14 protein-coding genes are annotated in these 15404 nt (G+C 74.5%); 6 read left to right on the top strand and 8 right to left on the bottom strand.

What is annotated here, in order from left to right; translation table 11 throughout:
* Window positions 1-81 precede the first annotated feature (81 nt).
* A complete protein-coding gene (locus ABFX46_RS35335) occupies window positions 82-576 on the top strand; it encodes a hypothetical protein (protein ID WP_346048302.1) in 495 nt (164 codons plus the stop codon).
* On the opposite strand, the gene ABFX46_RS35340 is transcribed toward ABFX46_RS35335, so the two are convergent.
* From ABFX46_RS35340 to ABFX46_RS35355, 4 genes are read right to left on the bottom strand one after another with little or no spacing between them, the layout of a single operon-like run.
* A complete protein-coding gene (locus tag ABFX46_RS35340) occupies window positions 577-1122 on the bottom strand; it encodes a Clp protease N-terminal domain-containing protein (RefSeq protein ID WP_346048303.1) in 546 nt (181 codons plus the stop codon). It lies immediately after the preceding gene.
* A gap of 3 nt (window positions 1123-1125) precedes the next feature.
* Window positions 1126-1359 carry a helix-turn-helix domain-containing protein gene (locus tag ABFX46_RS35345; protein WP_346048304.1) on the bottom strand — a complete coding sequence of 78 codons (234 nt, stop codon included), beginning with the start codon at window positions 1357-1359 and terminating at the stop codon, window positions 1126-1128.
* Window positions 1360-1416: 57 nt separating this feature from the next.
* The gene (locus ABFX46_RS35350; protein ID WP_346048306.1) at window positions 1417-2436 is read right to left on the bottom strand and encodes a hemolysin family protein; all 1020 of its coding nucleotides are present in this window, start codon (window positions 2434-2436) and stop codon (window positions 1417-1419) included.
* Entirely contained in the window at window positions 2433-3767 is a 1335-nt protein-coding gene (locus tag ABFX46_RS35355) for a hemolysin family protein (RefSeq protein WP_346048307.1), read from the bottom strand. The genes ABFX46_RS35350 and ABFX46_RS35355 overlap by 4 nt, the downstream gene beginning before the upstream one ends.
* A gap of 215 nt (window positions 3768-3982) precedes the next feature.
* Here ABFX46_RS35355 and ABFX46_RS35360 point away from each other — a divergent pair, with 215 nt between their 5' ends.
* Window positions 3983-5017: a hypothetical protein gene (locus ABFX46_RS35360; RefSeq protein WP_346048308.1), complete on the top strand. Its 1035-nt coding sequence runs from the start codon at window positions 3983-3985 to the stop codon at window positions 5015-5017.
* On the opposite strand, the gene ABFX46_RS35365 is transcribed toward ABFX46_RS35360, so the two are convergent.
* From ABFX46_RS35365 to ABFX46_RS35380, 4 genes are all read right to left on the bottom strand, one after another.
* The gene (locus ABFX46_RS35365) at window positions 4995-6893 is read right to left on the bottom strand and encodes a CASTOR/POLLUX-related putative ion channel (protein ID WP_428831343.1); all 1899 of its coding nucleotides are present in this window, start codon (window positions 6891-6893) and stop codon (window positions 4995-4997) included. The two genes, ABFX46_RS35360 and ABFX46_RS35365, sit on opposite strands and share 23 nt — an antisense overlap.
* A 171-nt stretch (window positions 6894-7064) precedes the next feature.
* On the bottom strand, window positions 7065-7394 hold the full coding sequence (locus tag ABFX46_RS35370) for a histone-like nucleoid-structuring protein Lsr2 (RefSeq protein WP_163060796.1): 330 nt from the start codon (window positions 7392-7394) through the stop codon (window positions 7065-7067).
* 17 nt (window positions 7395-7411) lie between these two features.
* Window positions 7412-7768, bottom strand: a complete 357-nt coding sequence (locus ABFX46_RS35375; RefSeq protein ID WP_131942284.1) for a histone-like nucleoid-structuring protein Lsr2 — start codon at window positions 7766-7768, stop codon at window positions 7412-7414.
* 119 nt (window positions 7769-7887) lie between these two features.
* Window positions 7888-9138: a PucR family transcriptional regulator gene (locus ABFX46_RS35380; protein WP_346048310.1), complete on the bottom strand. Its 1251-nt coding sequence runs from the start codon at window positions 9136-9138 to the stop codon at window positions 7888-7890.
* Between the two features lie 253 nt (window positions 9139-9391).
* Here ABFX46_RS35380 and ABFX46_RS35385 point away from each other — a divergent pair, with 253 nt between their 5' ends.
* The 4 genes from ABFX46_RS35385 to ABFX46_RS35400 all read left to right on the top strand — a co-directional run.
* Window positions 9392-11497 carry a catalase gene (locus ABFX46_RS35385; protein ID WP_428831344.1) on the top strand — a complete coding sequence of 702 codons (2106 nt, stop codon included), beginning with the start codon at window positions 9392-9394 and terminating at the stop codon, window positions 11495-11497.
* A gap of 519 nt (window positions 11498-12016) precedes the next feature.
* Complete coding sequence (locus ABFX46_RS35390; RefSeq protein WP_346048311.1) at window positions 12017-12820, top strand: AfsA-related hotdog domain-containing protein; 804 nt, start codon at window positions 12017-12019, stop codon at window positions 12818-12820.
* An 8-nt stretch (window positions 12821-12828) separates the two neighbouring features.
* Complete coding sequence (locus ABFX46_RS35395; RefSeq protein WP_346048312.1) at window positions 12829-13467, top strand: methyltransferase family protein; 639 nt, start codon at window positions 12829-12831, stop codon at window positions 13465-13467.
* Window positions 13464-15404: PEP/pyruvate-binding domain-containing protein (locus tag ABFX46_RS35400; protein ID WP_346048313.1), on the top strand; the 1941-nt coding region annotated here is incomplete at its 3' end. The genes ABFX46_RS35395 and ABFX46_RS35400, both read left to right, overlap by 4 nt.

Genomic DNA, 15404 nt, shown 5'->3' on the forward strand with positions numbered 1-15404 from the left:
GCCGGCCCGGCCCGTGTATCAAGGTGGCAACGGTCGGGCATTCTCCGTGTCCGCGTGGGTGCTGAGCGTGACGATCGGAGTGTGCGTCTCTCGTCAAGTCTCCCGCCCGCCGGATTCACCCGCGCCGAGCCGAGCCCGCCCCGGCGCCGTGCGCTCCGGTCGCCGCTCGTGCCCGTGCTCGCCCTCGTCCTGAGTGCCGGTCTGGTCCTCGGCATCGGCTACGGGACGACGCGGACGGCTCCCGTCCGGACCGTGACGCCGGACGCCGCCACGCCGTCACCGTCCGCCACGCCGCCCGCGCCGTCCACGGGACGACCCGAGCCGAAGGGCGTGGCGTCCGCCGCGCATTCGGAGCAGCGGACGCCCCGCCGCCCGCCCTCCGCACGGAAGCCCGCGCATCCCCGCCCGGCCGTCCCGCGCAGGCCGCGCCCCCGCCCGCCCGCGAAGCACAAGACGCGCACCGCGCGTCCGGCGTCCCCGGCCTGGATCGCCGCGGAGTGCCGGCGGCGCTACCCGCACGACCCGCTGCGCCGGCGCGCCTGCGTCGCCGTCCTCACCGACCAGTTCGGCCGCTGATCAGGCGGCCTCGGAGGTGAGCAGCCGCTCGATGCCGGCGCGCAGCTCGCCGGCGTCCACTCCGGCCGCGGTCACCAGCCGTACGGCCATGAACTCCTTGTCGTGCAGCACGCCGAGCAGGATGTGCCCGCTCGCGATGTGCTTCTGCTTGAGGCGGATCGCGTGCCGCAGGCTGAGCTCCAGTGACTTCTTCGCCCTCGGGGTGAACGGGATGTGCCCGCGCGTCCCGGCGCGCTTGGACGCGGGGAAGTCCAGAGCGCCTTCGCCGAAGCTCTGCTCCGTGGCCTCGCGGACGGCGTCCAGGTCGATGCCGATGCTCTTCAGCGCGTCGGCGTCGAGCGGCGTCCGGCCCATGACGGCCAGGCGGGCGCGCAGGTCGGCCGCCTTCAGTCCGTGCTCGGCGAGGGTCCGCGCCGCGGCGTCGCCGCCCGCCAGCAGGGCGAGCAGCAGGTGCTCGGTGCCGATGAAGGGCGCGCCCAGCTCCCGCGCCTCCGCCTGGGCGCCGGTGACCGCCCGCCGCGCGCTCTCGGTGAAACGCTCGAACATCCCTCACTGCTCCTTTTTGAGAATGCGGCGCCCGCCGCCGTGCTTCTTGTGGACGGCCTGCCGGCTCACGCCGAGGCAGACCGCGATCTCCTGCCAGGACCAGCCCTGGTCGCGGGCGCTGGCGACCTGCAGCGCCTCCAGCCGCTCGGCCAGCTCGCGCAGCGCGCGCACGGCCCGCAGGCCCACCGCCGGATCCCGGCTGCTCGCCTCCTGGGCGAGCTGTACTCCATCGCTCATGCCGTCAATGTAGGTTGACATCGCGGGCATGTCAACCGATGTTGACACCCTTCGGGTTCAGCGGACGGTCAGCAGCGTGGTGAGCAGGTCGTCCAGGCTGACCAGGCCGGCGATGCCGCCGTCCGGGGCGATGGCCAGGCCCAGGTGGCTGTGGTGCGACTTCAGGATCGCGACGGCCTCGCCGACCGGGGTGCCGACCGGCATCGCCGGGACCGGGTGTGCCAGTTCCCCGGCCGGCCGCGCGCTGCCCCGCGCCCGGGCCAGGTAGGCGTCGCGGACGTGCACCATGCGGGCCGCGCCCGGACGGCCCGCGCCGCGCAGCATGAGCCGGGTGTGGCCGGTGCGCGCGGCCGTGTCGACGACCTCCTGCGGGGACGCCGTCGCCGGCACCGACACGATGTCGGAGACCGGGACGACGAGGCCCGCCAGCGGCGCGCGCGGCGCGTCCAGCGCGGTGGTGAGCAGCGTCAGCTCGTTCTCGGCGATCAGCCCGAGCCGCCGCGACTCCTGCGCGATGCTGCGCAGCTGCTCCGGGGTCCGCGCCACCTCCCGCGACTCGGCGGGCCGGACGCCCACGGCGCGCAGCAGCAGGTTCGTCGCGCCGTTCAGGGCCGCCAGCGCCGGCCGGGAGACGGTCGCGAACGCGCGGAACGGCAGCGCCAGCACGGTCGCGGAGCGCTCCGGGTCGGCGATCGCCCACGACTTCGGCGCCATCTCGCCGACGACCATGTGCAGGAACGTCACCAGCGCCAGGGCCAGCACGAACGCGACCGCGTGCGCGGCCCCGCCGGGCAGCCCGGCGGAGTGGAACAGCGGGGTCAGCGCCCCCGCGAACACCGGCTCGGACACGAGGCCGAGGCCGAGCGAGCACATCGTGATGCCGAGCTGCGCGCCCGCGAGCGTCAGCGACAGCTCGTCGATCCCGGCGACGGCGGCGCCCGCGGCCCGCCCGCCGCGCGCCGCCGCGCGCTCCAGCCGCGGCCGCCGCGCCGCGACCAGGGAGAACTCGGTGGCGACGAAGAAGCCGTTGCCGGCCAGCAGCGCCAGCGTGACGAGCGCGCCGAGGGCGGGGCTCACCGGTCCTCCCGGGCGGTGTCGACGGTGCGGACGCGGATCAGCTCGGGCACGTGCCGGTGGATCGTCAGGACCTCGATCACGGCCGTGCGGGGCGGTTCGTCCAGCCGCTCCGGGGGGATGTCGACGCGCACCACGTCGCCGGGCCGCGCGACCCGGCCGAGCCGCTTCAGCAGCAGCCCCGCCACGGTCTCGTAGTCGCCGTCGGGCAGCTGGACCCCGGTCTCGTGGGCGACCTCGTCCATCCGCAGCCCGGCGTCGGTCGTCCACCACTCGCCGCTGCGGATCGCGAGCTCCTCGCCCGGCTCGTTCTCGTCGGCGATCTCCCCGACCAGCTCCTCGGCGACGTCCTCCCAGGTCACGATGCCGGCGAAGCCGCCGTACTCGTCCACCACGCAGGCCATCGGCTCGCCGGCGCCCTGCAGCCGCCGCACCACGTCCGGCAGCGGCAGCGACGACGGCAGCAGCAGCGGCGGCCGTGCGATCTCCCCGACCGGGGTCCGCCCGGCCGCGTCCGGGTCCAGCGTGATCAGCTCCGCCAGCCCGACGACGCCGACGACGTCGTCCACGCCCGCGCCGAGGACCGGGTAGCGGGTGTGCCCGCTCGCGGAGACGACCTCGCTCAGCTCGTCCGCGCGCGCGGACGCCGCCACGGTCACCACGTCCACCCGGGGCACCATCACCTCCGCCGCGTCGCGCTCGGCGAAGACCAGGGCGCGCTCCAGCAGGTCGACCTGCCCTTCCGGCAGCTGCTCGCCGGACTCGCCGATGATGTGCCCGAGCTCCTCCAGCGTCGCGCCGTGGTGCAGCTCCTCCACCGGCTCGATGCCGACCGCGCGCACCAGCCGGTTCGCGGACGCGTCGAACAGCCTGATCAGCGGCCCCGCCACCGCCAGGTACACCAGGGTGGACGCGGCCAGCGCGCGGGCCAGCGGCTCCGCCCGCGCCAGCGCGAAGTTCTTGGGGAACAGCTCGCCCAGCACCATCTGGACCACGGTGGCGAGGGCGAACCCGACCGCGACCGCCACCCCGGCGGCCGCCGCGTCCGGGACGCCGGCGGCGCGGACCGCCGGGTCGAGCAGATCGGCGAGCGCCGGCTTCGCGATGAACCCCACGACCAGCGCGGTGACCGTGATGCCCAGCTGGGCGCCGGACAGCATGAACGACAGCCGCCCCATCACCCGCACCGCCCGCGCCGACGCCCGGTCGCCCTCGGCCGCCCACTGGTCGAGGACCGGCCGGTCCGCGGTGACGAACGCGAACTCCTGCGCCACGAAGTAGCCGGTCGCGGCCGTCAGCACCAGGACGGCCAGCAGCCCCAGCGCGCCGTTCACCCGCACTCCCTCCGCCGCGCACCGCGCCGGCCCCCGCGCCGGGGGCCGCCGTTCAAGATCCTGCTTACCCCGGCGGGACGGTGTCTCTCCCGATTCCGGCACGGTTATCGACCGCTCTGCGTGGAATGAACCCTGGCACGGCCACAACGCGGCCGCGGCCACCGGCGCGAGGGGGCGCCGCGGGCCGTGGGTCATGACGCGGTGGGGAGCAGGCGATGAACGAACGGCACCGTCCCCGTCCGGTGTTCGATCCCGCCCTCGGCGGCGACGACCGCGCGCTGCTCGCGGCGGAGCCCGGACGGCTCGCCGCGGCGTGCGCGCCGGCGCCCCCGGCGCCGCGGCTGCGCGCCGCCACGGTCCTCGCGCGGCTGCTGTGGATCCCCGCCTTCGCGGTCTTCTACGGCGTCCTGCCCGGCGGCTGGCTGCGGGTCTGCTTCCTCGGCTCGCTGGACGAGGACGAGCTGCTGGGCGGCGCGGCGCACTGGGGCCGGCTGCCCGTGCTCGCGATGATGCTCACGCCCGCCGTGCAGATCCTCCTGCTGCTGCTCGGCCGGCCCGAGGCCGCCGTCGTCCTCGCCGCCGCGAGCTTCACCGGCTGGGTCCTCGGCGCGCTGCGGCACGTCCGGGAGCCCGCCGCCGCCCGCGCCGCCCGCGAGCACCACGGCCGCTACCTGCTGCCCGCGGACTTCGACGGGCCCGCCGCCGGGCTGCTCGTCCGCGCGCAGCGCGCCATCGACGCCGTCCTCGGGTCGCAGGCGCACGGCGCCGGGCTGCTGGACGCCGTCAACAACACCGTCGTCCTGCCCCGGCAGGAGTGGTCGATCGCGAGCGCGCTCGCCGAGCACACGCGGCTGCGCCGGGAGCGCGCCGCCCAGCAGCCGGAGCGGCTCTCGCCGCGCGTCCGGGCGCTGCTGGAGCCGCAGGACCGCGCGCTGGAGCTGTCGGTCCGCTCGGTCACCGGGCGGATCGAGGCGCTGGAGGCGTACGCGCGGTGCGCCGCCGAGGCCGACGACGCCTACCACGAGTCGCGGGTGGTGCAGGCCCTGCCCGAGCAGAACGCCCGCTACCGCGACCTCCTGGCGAGCACCGTCGGGGACGAGATCGCGGGCGCGGAGATCTGCGGCCTCGCCGAGGACGCGCACCGCGCCGAGACCGCGCTGCGCGCGTGCGTGACGAGCGCGCTGCGGGCCGGGCACGGCCTCGGCCCGCCCTTCACCGGGCCGGAGGTCAGTTCTCGGCGAGCACGATGACGCGGTCGTCGGCCGCCAGCGTCAGCGGCGCCGCCTTGTCCGGGTTGAGGATCACGCCGTAGCCGGGCGGCTCGTGGAACCGCGCGGTCAGCCGGTAGCCGAGCGCCACCTCGCCGCGCCGCCGCGCCGACTCGATCAGCGTCGCGAAGTTCGCCTCCGCGCCCGGCACCAGGTAGTCGCATGCGGGCTTGAGGTAGATCTCCGAGCCGGCCGGGTCGAGCAGGTCCACGAAGACGTCGTACAGGTGCCGGTTCTCGCTCAGCTGGGTCAGCATCAGGCTGATGAGCTTCTCGCTGACGATGAAGTCGTCGGCCTTGGTGACCTGGGCGATCTCGCGGTTGGCGTCGTCGTTGATCTCGCTCACGATGGCGAAAGGGTCGCCGGGGGCGCTTCCGGGGGCGCTCAGGGCGTCCTCCATGTCGCGGAGGTGCAGCAGCGTCACCAGGGTGCGGGCGTCGGCGTGGTCGGGGTCGTGGCCGGCGTCCGACAGCACGATGACCTTCTGGTAGGCGCCCACGTCGAGGGACTCCAGGGACGGCCGCTCGGTGGGCTCCGCCCGGATGAAGTCGATCTTGAGGTTGGCGGGCGCCGGGAGGCCGGCGGTGGGGTCCTCCCGCGGCGCGGCCACCACCAGCTCCGACCCGGCGGCGAGGAACTCGTCCAGCAGCTCGATGATCTTCGGGGCGCGGTGGTTCCAGCCGAGCATCAGCGTCCGCTCGGGCACCGGCTCGCGCGCGACCGCCGTGCTGATCGCCTCCTCCCGGACGGGCGGGGGCGGGCCGCTCGCGAGCCTGATCAGCAGGTCGTCCTCGGCCAGGATGATGACCTCGTCGTCGGCGCGGAGCACGGTGTCCATCGGCGGGTTGAGCAGCACCGTCCCGTCGGCGCGCCGCAGCCCGCCGGGGACGCCGAGGTCGTAGGCCGACAGCGACTCCCCGAACGGCCGGCCCGCGAGGGACGGCTCGGGCCGCATGTAGAACTCGTGGCCGACGAAGTCGAGCAGCTCGGTGCAGACCTGGGAGAGGCCCGACTGGCGGTGCGACTGCACGATCAGCCGGATCGCGACGTCGTCGGCGTCGATGACGTGCGCGCGCTCGCCGCCCGCCAGCCGGGCGGCGGGCAGGTTCGCCGAGTCGTGCACCGCGGCGACGACGTGCGGGCCCTGCTCGCCCCAGTTGCGGGCGCCGAGCGCCAGCAGCACCTTGATGACGCGGGTGTCGGCGTCGGCCAGCTCCGGCGTCACGATGAGGATGGACCGCGCGGTGCCGGGGCTGACCAGCTCCACGTCGGCGACCTTCAGCGGGTCGCCGGTGCGGCACACGATCCGGGTGCGGCCGAGGTCGCCGACCCGGGCGCGGATCGCGTCCTCCATCTCGACCTTGTCGCGGTCGGCGAGGATCGCCACGCACGACCGGCGCCGGCTCTGGTTGGCCTCGACCAGCTCGGCGACCACCGTGAAGACCTGGTCGGACCAGCCGAGCAGCACGGTGTGGCCGTGCTCGACGATCCGCGACCGGCCCTTGCGCAGCTCCCCGATCTTGGCCTCCAGACCGGTGGTGAGCACACCGATCAGCGAGCTGACGATGAAGATCCCGCCGATGGTGGAGACCAGCATCAGCGCGAGGAACGGCCCCGTGCCGGTGTCGTCGCCCATCGTCCCCGGGTCCAGCGTGCGCAGCAGGCTGCGCCACACCATCCCGGTCCAGTCGCCGTTCTCCTCGCTGTCGCGCGGCGCGAGCACGACGGCCGCGGTCGCCACCACGACCACCAGCGCCACCGAGGCGAGGCCCAGCCAGCCGATGAGCGCGGGCGTCCCTTTCGACATCGTCCGGTCGAACCAGTACCGCATCCGGTCCCGCCGCCTCACAGGTGCCAACCGGCCCGCCCTCCTCGCCGTTGCCCGCCGTCGCTATTGCGGTGTCTCACACCATTACCGGGCATTATCTCCTAATAGCGATTTGCCCGGTGCGCACGTAAGGGGCCGGGGTGTGAGAATTCCACCCCGGCCCCTCGGTGCCGTGCCGGAACGCCGCCGGCCGCGCGGCCGCTAGTGCGCGGCCTCGTACTGCTCGATCACATTGGCGGGGATACGCCCCCGCTCATTGACCTTGATGCCGCGGTTCTTCGCCCACTCGCGAATCTCGGCGGAGCGCTCGCGGCTGCCGGCGGTGCGCGACCCGCGGCCGGTGCGGCCGGCGGGCTTGCGCGCCTTGCGGGCGCTCGCCACGAACGGCTCCAGGCCGTTGCGCAGCTTGGCGGCGTTCTTCTTGCTCAGGTCGATCTCATATGCGGTGCCATCGAGGGAAAAGCTGACGGTCTCGTCAGCCTCTCCGCCGTCGATGTCGTCCACGAGAAGGACTTCGACCTTCTGTGCCATGCGGGGACTCCCTCTAGCTATGCGTCCGGCTTGGCGTCCGGATGTGCCTCGATGAATGCAGCATAGACCTCATCCGATATCTTGCCACGTTCGGAGACTTCGATGTCCTGACGCAATGCCCACTCGCGGACATCGCCGTTCGTGTAGCCCTTGATCTTCGCGGTGCGGGACTTGCGGCCCTTCCCGGCGGCCTTCACCTCGGCGGCGTTCTCGATGAAGGGCGCGAGCGCGTCCAGCATCTCGTTCAGCCGCTTGTAGTTGTCATCGCTCAAGTCGATCGTGAACGTCCGACCCAAGACTTCGAAGTCTCGCTTTACGACATCGTCGCCTTCGGAGCCGTCGATGTCGTCCACGCGAATGACCTTCTCGGCCATGTGCTCTGTGTCTTCCTTCCCCTGGCCTGCGCGGCGCCCCTCGCCTGCGCGGCGATCCCGACCGTAGCGGATTCCCGGGACGTCCATGGACGGGACACGGGGAGGAGGGCGTGCCGGGATCAGCCGCCGCGGCGCTGGATCCAGGTGTGCAGGAGCAGCATCATCTCCAGCCGGATCTCCGGGTCCTCGATGTCGAAGTCGAACATCTCGTGGAGCTGCCCCAGCCGGTAGCGGACGGTCTGCGGGTGCACGCACAGGACCTCGGCGGCGCCGGTGGCGTTGAAGCCGTGCTTCATGCACTCCAGCAGCGTCACCGCGAGCCGGACGCCCTGGCGCGTCCCGGCCTCGTCCAGCGGGGCGAGCCGCCGGGCCGCCACGATCGCGGCGAGCGTCGCGCCCTCGCGCAGCAGCAGGCCCGGCAGGTGCTCCTCGGCCCGGACCAGCACCCCGCCGCGCCGCGCCCCCCGGCCGGCCGGCGCGGCGGGCGCGAGGTCGAGCGCGCGCCGCGCCCACAGCAGCGACGTCCCGGCCTGCTCCACCGGGACCGACGGGCCGATCGCGCCGGTCCAGCCGGCGAGCGTCGCGGTCAGCTCCTCGATCCGCCCGGGGCCGTCGGGGTCGGGCATGACCAGGCAGGGGCGGCCGTGGTCCAGCCCGCTCAGCAGGGACGGCGGCAGCCCGGCCGGGCCCTCGCCGCCGCTGCCCGGCCGGGGCCGCAGCACGATCACCGCGAGGCGCCGCGGCAGCGGCCAGCCGGCCCGCGCGGACTGCTCGCGGGCGACCTCGGGCGGGGCCGGCGGGTCCGACAGCAGCAGCGACAGCAGCCGGCCGCGGCGCTGCTCGCGCTCCCCGGCCGCCTTCTCCCTGGCCCGCGCGTAGCCGTGCGCCGCCGCGGACGCCAGCGCGTCCAGGTAGGCGAAGTTCGCCTCGGCGAGCAGGCTGATCAGCGCGCGGGGGCGGCCGAGCCGCTCGGCCTCGACGGCGAGGTGCCGCCAGGCGATCCGCGACCCGACCCGCATCGCGTTCTGCAGGTGCTCCAGGCTGCGGCCCTCGACGGCCTCGCCGTAGCCGACGTCGAAGAAGACCTGGTACACCTCCTTCCACGAGGCGTCCGGGTCGGCGATCATGTGCACGAAGTGCTCCATCGCGTGCGCGACGGCGGCCTCGGCCACCCGCCAGTAGGCCGCGTCGCCCGGCCGGTCGTACTCGGGGACGTGCCGCAGCACGCCCTTCACCATCACGCCGAGCAGGTCCGGCAGGCGGGGCCGCATCCAGCGCGCCTCCTCCGCCGGGACGTCCCGCCACGGCTCCTCCGTCAGGCCCTCCAGGACCGGTGATCCGGAGTGCGCGTCCTCGTACGCCGCGGTCACGGTGCCACCTCCCGATCGCCTTTCGCGAAAGCGCTCCCCGGGCGGCCGCCCGGTCGTCTCAACCTAGGCACGCCGCGCGGCGGGCGACACTCAGCCGCCTTCACCGTGCCGGGCGCCGTTTGTCAGCGCGCTGACAAGGAGGACCGCGCGGAACGGAAACGCCCCACCCGGCTCAAGTTCCCGTCAAACAGCGCATACCGGCCCGAGCGCCGGGTAGCCGCCGGGCATGCCCATTCACCGTTGAGGGAGTTGCATGATGGCCGATCCCGCCGGACGCGAGGATCCGAAACAGGAGCAGATGGCCGGCAGGCGGGTGAGCCCCGAGGGAACGGAGCTCACCACCGATCAGGGACTCCGGGTCGACGACACCGACAACTCGCTTTCCGCGGGCGAGCGCGGCCCGTCGCTGCTGGAGGACTTCCATCTGCGCGAGAAGATCACGCATTTCGACCACGAGCGGATTCCCGAGCGGGTGGTGCACGCGCGCGGCTCCGGCGCCTACGGGCATTTCACGCTGCACGAGTCGCTCGCCGAGTACACCAGCGCCGAGTTCCTCACCGACACCTCGCTGACGACGCCGGTGTTCGTGCGGTTCTCCACCGTCGCCGGATCGCGCGGCTCGGCCGACACCGTCCGGGACGTCCGCGGCTTCGCGACGAAGTTCTACACGCGGCAGGGGAACTTCGACCTCGTCGGCAACAACATGCCGGTGTTCTTCATCCAGGACGGCATCAAGTTCCCCGATTTCGTCCACGCGGTGAAGCCGGAGCCGATGAACGAGATCCCGCAGGCGCAGTCGGCGCACGACACGCTGTGGGACTTCGTCCAGCTCCAGCCCGAGACCATGCACATGATGATGTGGCTGATGTCGGACCGGGCGATCCCGCGCAGCTACGCGATGATGCAGGGGTTCGGCGTCCACACGTTCCGCCTCGTCAACGCCGAGGGCCGCGGGACGTTCGTGAAGTTCCACTGGAAGCCGAAGCTCGGCACCCACTCGCTCGCCTGGGACGAGACCCAGAAGATCGGCGGCAAGGACCCCGACTTCAACCGGCGCGACCTGTGGGACCGGATCAACGACGGCGACTTCCCCGAGTACGAGTTCGGGGTCCAGCTGGTGCCGGAGGAGGACGAGCACAGGTTCGGGTTCGACCTGCTCGACGCGACCAAGATCATCCCGGAGGAGGAGGTCCCGGTGCGGCCGGTCGGCACGATGGTGCTGGACCGCAACCCGGAGAACTTCTTCGCCGAGACCGAGCAGGTCGCCTTCCACATCGGCAACGTCGTGCCCGGCATCGACTTCACCAACGACCCGCTGCTGCAGGGGCGGCTGTTCTCCTACCTGGACACGCAGCTGATCCGGCTCGGCGGCCCGAACTTCCCGCAGATCCCGGTCAACCGGCCGATCGCGCCGGTCCGCAACCACCACCGCGACGGCTACCACCAGATGGACGTCCACCCGGCGCAGGCGAGCTACCACAAGAACTCGCTGTCGGGCGGCTGCCCGGCGGTCGGCGGCGCGGGCTCGTTCGGCCACTACCAGGAGCGGGTGGACGGCACCAAGATCCGCAAGCGGAGCGAGAGCTTCGCCGACCACTACTCCCAGGCGACGCTGTTCTGGAACAGCATGGCCGACTGGGAGAAGGAGCACATCGTCGGCGCGTTCCGGTTCGAGCTCGGCAAGTGCGACCACATGCACGTCCGGGAGGGCGTCGTCGCGCACCTCAACCACGTCGACCACGAGCTCGCCGTGCGGGTCGCCGAGGGCATCGGCGTGGCGCCGCCGGAGGCGGCCGTGACCGCCAACCACGGCCGGAGCTCGCCCGCGCTGAGCCAGGCCAACGCGCCGACCGACTCGGTCCAGGGCCGCAAGATCGCGATCCTGGTCGCGGACGGCGTCGACGCGGGCGCGGTCGCCGCGGTCGCGGACGCGCTCACCGGGGCGGGCGCGGTCTGCGACGTCCTCGCCGCGAGGGACGGGCGCGTCCAGGCGGCCGGCGGCGGGCAGGTCGAGGTCACCCGGGCCATGCCGACCGTCGCGTCCGTCCTCTACGACGCGGTGTTCGTGCCGGGCGGCGAGGAGAGCGTCCAGACCCTCGCGCAGGACGGCGACGCCGTGCACTTCGTCGCCGAGGCGTTCGTCCACTGCAAGGCGGTCGGCGCCCTCGACGCCGGCATCGGGCTGCTGGAGCGCGCCGGGATCACGACCGTCGAGTTCGCCGACGGGAACGTCGTCAGCGACGGCGGGGTCGTCACCGGCGAGGGGCCGGCCGCGCGGGAGGAGCTCCCCGCCAGGCTGATCGAGGCCGTCGCGGCGCACCGGCACTGGACGCGCGACAAGGCGCACGTGCCCGCCTGACGGCGGACGCGCCCCGCCCGGGGGGAGCGGGGCGGATCGGGGGACGGGGCCCGGTCCGGCGGACGAGCGGGACCGCCGGGCCGGGCCCCGCCGCATGGCCGCTTTCTGCCAATTATTGTGTGGGCAACCTCACAGGGCGCGGTGTATCCGTCCTAATTTGAACGAAATTGTGAAAATATATCTTGTGCGACCGGCGCGCTAAATCGCTCCGGCCGGCGCGCCGAAACGCGCGCCTATCGGTCCGCATTGCGGCCGGATGACGTGCGCGGTCGGCCCTCCCGGCCGCCGCGCCCCGCCGTGCAAGCGGACGCTGACATGCGGTTTCCAGGCCGGGACGGCCGTGCGCGCGGGCCTCCCGGCGGACGGCCGGTTGCCGGACTGGGCAGCCCGGCAGGCCCCGGACTGCCCAGGGGTGCAGTTCAGAGACGCCCATTTCTGTAGCAAGATGACGCCCGTCCGGTCGGTATATCCGCCCTTCTCCGGAAGGGCGCCCGGGGCCGTTAATTGGAGGGAGCGTCCATGACCGCGTCCGTTATCGAGCGATTCCGCGAGCTGGTCGTCGACGAGTCCGATCCCTTCTACTTCGACCACCCGCTCGACCACGTGCCGGGCATGCTGCTGTTCAGCGGCCTGCTGGAGCTGGCCGCCCGCGCCGACGGGCTGCGGGCGGGCGGCCGGCGGCCGGCGCGGGTCGTCGCCGGGCTCGACTTCACCCGGTTCTGCGAGCTGGACCGCGGCACCACGCTGTCCTGCCGCCCCGTCCCCGGCCGCAACCGCGCCTGGACGGTCGCCGCGCGGCAGTCCGGCCGGGAGGTGTGCGGCGGCTCCATCGCGTTCGCCGACGCCGGCCCGGCGGTGCCGCCGGGCGCGCCCCGCCCGCCGGCCCCGGCGCGGCCGGCCCCCGCCCGCCTCGTGCACCGGCGGCGTCCCGGCAACGTCCTGGTCGGCGCGCCGGTGCGGCGCGGCCGGGGCGTGGTCGAGTGCGCGGTCCTGCAGCCGGAGGGGGCGCGTCCCGGCGAGCCGCGCGGGCCCGTGGAGATCGTGGAGGCGGGCCGGCAGTTCGCCACGATGCTGGAGCACGAGGTCCACGGCCGCCCCATGGACGCGACGCTGCTGTGGGTGATGCTGCGGCTGGACGTCCCGTACCGCGTCGGCCGCGACGTGCCGCTCGTGCTGCGCTGGCTCACCGCCCGCGCGCCCGGCCGCCGCTCCCGCTGCGCCGCGATCCTCGCGGACGCCTCCGGCGGCGCCGATCTCGGCTCGCTCACCTACGAGGCGTACGCCGTGGACCCCGAGCAGTACGCGCGCACCCGGGCGCGGTGAACGCCGCGATGAGGTTCGTGACGCTCGCCCCGCGCCTGCTGTTCATGCTGGGCGCCGGGGTCCTGGCCTGCGGGATCGTCCTGCACGCGCGGCGGGACGGCGCGGCGGGGGCGCTCGCGGCGGGACTGCTGGCGGCCTACCTCGGCTGGCTGGTCCTGGAGGCCCCGGTCACCTTCCGCCGCTCGCCCGCCCCGCCCGCCGACACGCGCACGCTGCTCCCGTACGCGCTGGCCCGCGTCCTGCTCGTCGCCGGCGCGTCGCTGCGGCCGCTGCCCTGGGACCGCTGGACGCCGTGGCTGCTCGTCCCGTGCGCCGTGTTCGCCGCCGGCGTCGCGGTGCGGCAGGCCGCGATCCGCGCGCTCGGCCGGTTCTACTCGCACCACGTGATGCGCCAGGACGGCCACCGGGTCGTCACCGGCGGGCCGTACGGGGTCGTCCGGCATCCGGCGTACGCGGGGATGCTGCTCGCCAACCTCGGCTTCACCGCGTTCTTCCCCCATCCGGTGACCGTCGCGGCGCTGATCCTGCTGGCGGGCGCCGTGGCCTGGCGGATCCGGGTGGAGGAACGGGCGCTCCTCGGCGTTCCGGGCTATGCGCAGTACGCCGCCGGGAGGCCGCGCGTGCTGCCGGGAGTGTGGTGGCGATGAGCGAGATCGGGCACAAGTTCGCGCGGCTGGAGGCGCTGCGCGCGGCGGGGCTCCCCGTCCCCGACCTGTTCTGCCTGCCGGCGGGCGAGTTCGACCGGGCGCTCGGCGCGCTGCCCCTCCCGCCGCCCTCGGCCGCGCCAGCCGCCGACTGGTGCGCCTCGGCGGCGTCGGCGCTGGCGAAGGCCGTCCCGGGCGGGGACCTCGCCGCCGGGCTGCTGGACGCCTTCGACGACCGCATCGGCCCCGGCGGCACGGCGGCCGTGCGCGCGTGCGTGGTGCCGGGACGCGACGGCGGGGGAGAGGACTCCGCGGACGACCCGTTCGCCGGGATGAGCGACAGCTTCCTGTACGTCCGGCGGGACGGACTGCTGGAGGCGGTGGCGCGCTGCTGGGCGTCGGCGTTCAAGCCCGGGGCGGTCCGCTACCGGGTCCACAAGGGGCTCGACCCCACCGCCGCGCGGGTCGCGGTCGGCGTCCAGCGCATGGTGCCGGGGACCCGCTCGTTCGTCGCCTTCACCCGCGACCCCCGCGACGGGACGCGGCACCACATCATCGCCGCCGCGTACGGGATCGGTGAGGGCGTCGTCCAGGAGAGGGCCGACATCGACCATTACTTCGTCGACCCGGTGACGGGCACCGTCCGGGCCGAGGTCGTGACCAAGCGGCGCATGGTCGGGCCGCCCGCGGACGGCGGGACGGACCCGAGGGTGGCCGAGGTGCCGGAGAGGCTCGGCGGCGCCCCCGTGCTGACCGACGACGAGGCGCAGCAGGTGGCCGGCCTGGCCGCCCGGGTGGAGGAGCACTTCGGCCGGCCGCAGGACATCGAGGGCGCCTTCACTGCGGACGGCGCCCTCCACCTGCTCCAGGCGCGTCCGCTCGCGGAGAGCGCGCGGGACGACGGGCCCCGCGTCCACTGGGGGAACCACAACATCACCGAGAGCTTCCCGGGAGTCTCGGGCGCGCTCACCTACTCCCAGGCGCGCATGTTCTACGAGCTGGCCTTCATCGACCTGTACCGGCGGATGGGCGTGCCCGCGCGGCGGCTCCGCGCGGACGCGCACCGGCTGCCGCGCATGGTCGGGCACCTCGACGGCCGCGTCTACTACCGGCTGGACGACTGGCAGGAGCTGCACGGCCGGCTGCCGGTGTTCGACCTGATCCGCGCCGAATGGGAGGACGGCATGGGCATCACGGGCGATGCCCGCGCGGCGCGGCACCGGTCGCGGGTCCGGGCCGCCGCGGCCCTGCCCGCCGTCGCCCTGCGCGCCGCCGGGCACCCGCGCGCCACCGCGCGCTTCCTGCGCTGGTGGGACGGCGTGATGGACGAGGTCCACGACCCGGCCGCCCGGCCGCTCGCCGAGCGGCCGCCCGAGGAGCTGATCGCCCTCTACCGGCGGGTGTGGGCGGAGGCGTCGGTGCGCTGGGGCGTCACGCTCGCGAACAGCGTCTACGGCCTGCTCGCCCTGCGCGCCGGCACCGCCCTGCTGCGCCGCTGGGCGGGCGCCGGCCCCGAGATGCTCGCCGGCCTGCTGTGCGGCGGCCGCGAGAACCGCTCGCTCGCCGCCGCGCGCGCCGCCCTCGCCCTCGCCGAGCACGCCGCCGCGGTCCCGGACCTGAAGGCCGCGCTGCTCGCCGCCGACCCCGCCGGGGCGGACGGCGGAGCCGCCCTGCGCGCCGTATGGGACGACATCGCGGCGGGCCGGCACGGCTCGCACCTGGCCGCCGAGGCCCGCGCCTACCTGCGCCGCCACGGCGACCGCGCGATGCACGACCTCAAGCTCGACGCGCCCACGCCCCGGCAGCGGCCCTGGATGCTCGCGGAGATGCTCGCCCCGCTCGTCCAGCAGGGCGCCACGGTCGCCGGCAGCCGCGCCGGCGAGGCGCGCGCGGCGGCCGGGGCCCGGCGGCGCCTGCGGTCGGCCTGCCGCGGCCCGGCC

This window comes from Actinomadura chokoriensis (assembly GCF_039529475.1).
Taxonomy (GTDB): Bacteria; Actinomycetota; Actinomycetes; order Streptosporangiales; family Streptosporangiaceae; genus Spirillospora; species Spirillospora bangladeshensis.

Coding starts and splice junctions, on each gene's coding strand:
- ABFX46_RS35340 (WP_346048303.1), bottom strand. CDS start 1,122: ATGTTCGAGCGTTTCACCGAGAGCGCGCGGCGGGCGGTCACCGGCGCC.
- ABFX46_RS35345 (WP_346048304.1), bottom strand. CDS start 1,359: ATGAGCGATGGAGTACAGCTCGCCCAGGAGGCGAGCAGCCGGGATCCG.
- ABFX46_RS35360 (WP_346048308.1), top strand. CDS start 3,983: ATGAACGAACGGCACCGTCCCCGTCCGGTGTTCGATCCCGCCCTCGGC.
- ABFX46_RS35370 (WP_163060796.1), bottom strand. CDS start 7,394: ATGGCACAGAAGGTCGAAGTCCTTCTCGTGGACGACATCGACGGCGGA.
- ABFX46_RS35375 (WP_131942284.1), bottom strand. CDS start 7,768: ATGGCCGAGAAGGTCATTCGCGTGGACGACATCGACGGCTCCGAAGGC.
- ABFX46_RS35385 (WP_428831344.1), top strand. CDS start 9,392: ATGATGGCCGATCCCGCCGGACGCGAGGATCCGAAACAGGAGCAGATG.
- ABFX46_RS35390 (WP_346048311.1), top strand. CDS start 12,017: ATGACCGCGTCCGTTATCGAGCGATTCCGCGAGCTGGTCGTCGACGAG.
- ABFX46_RS35395 (WP_346048312.1), top strand. CDS start 12,829: ATGAGGTTCGTGACGCTCGCCCCGCGCCTGCTGTTCATGCTGGGCGCC.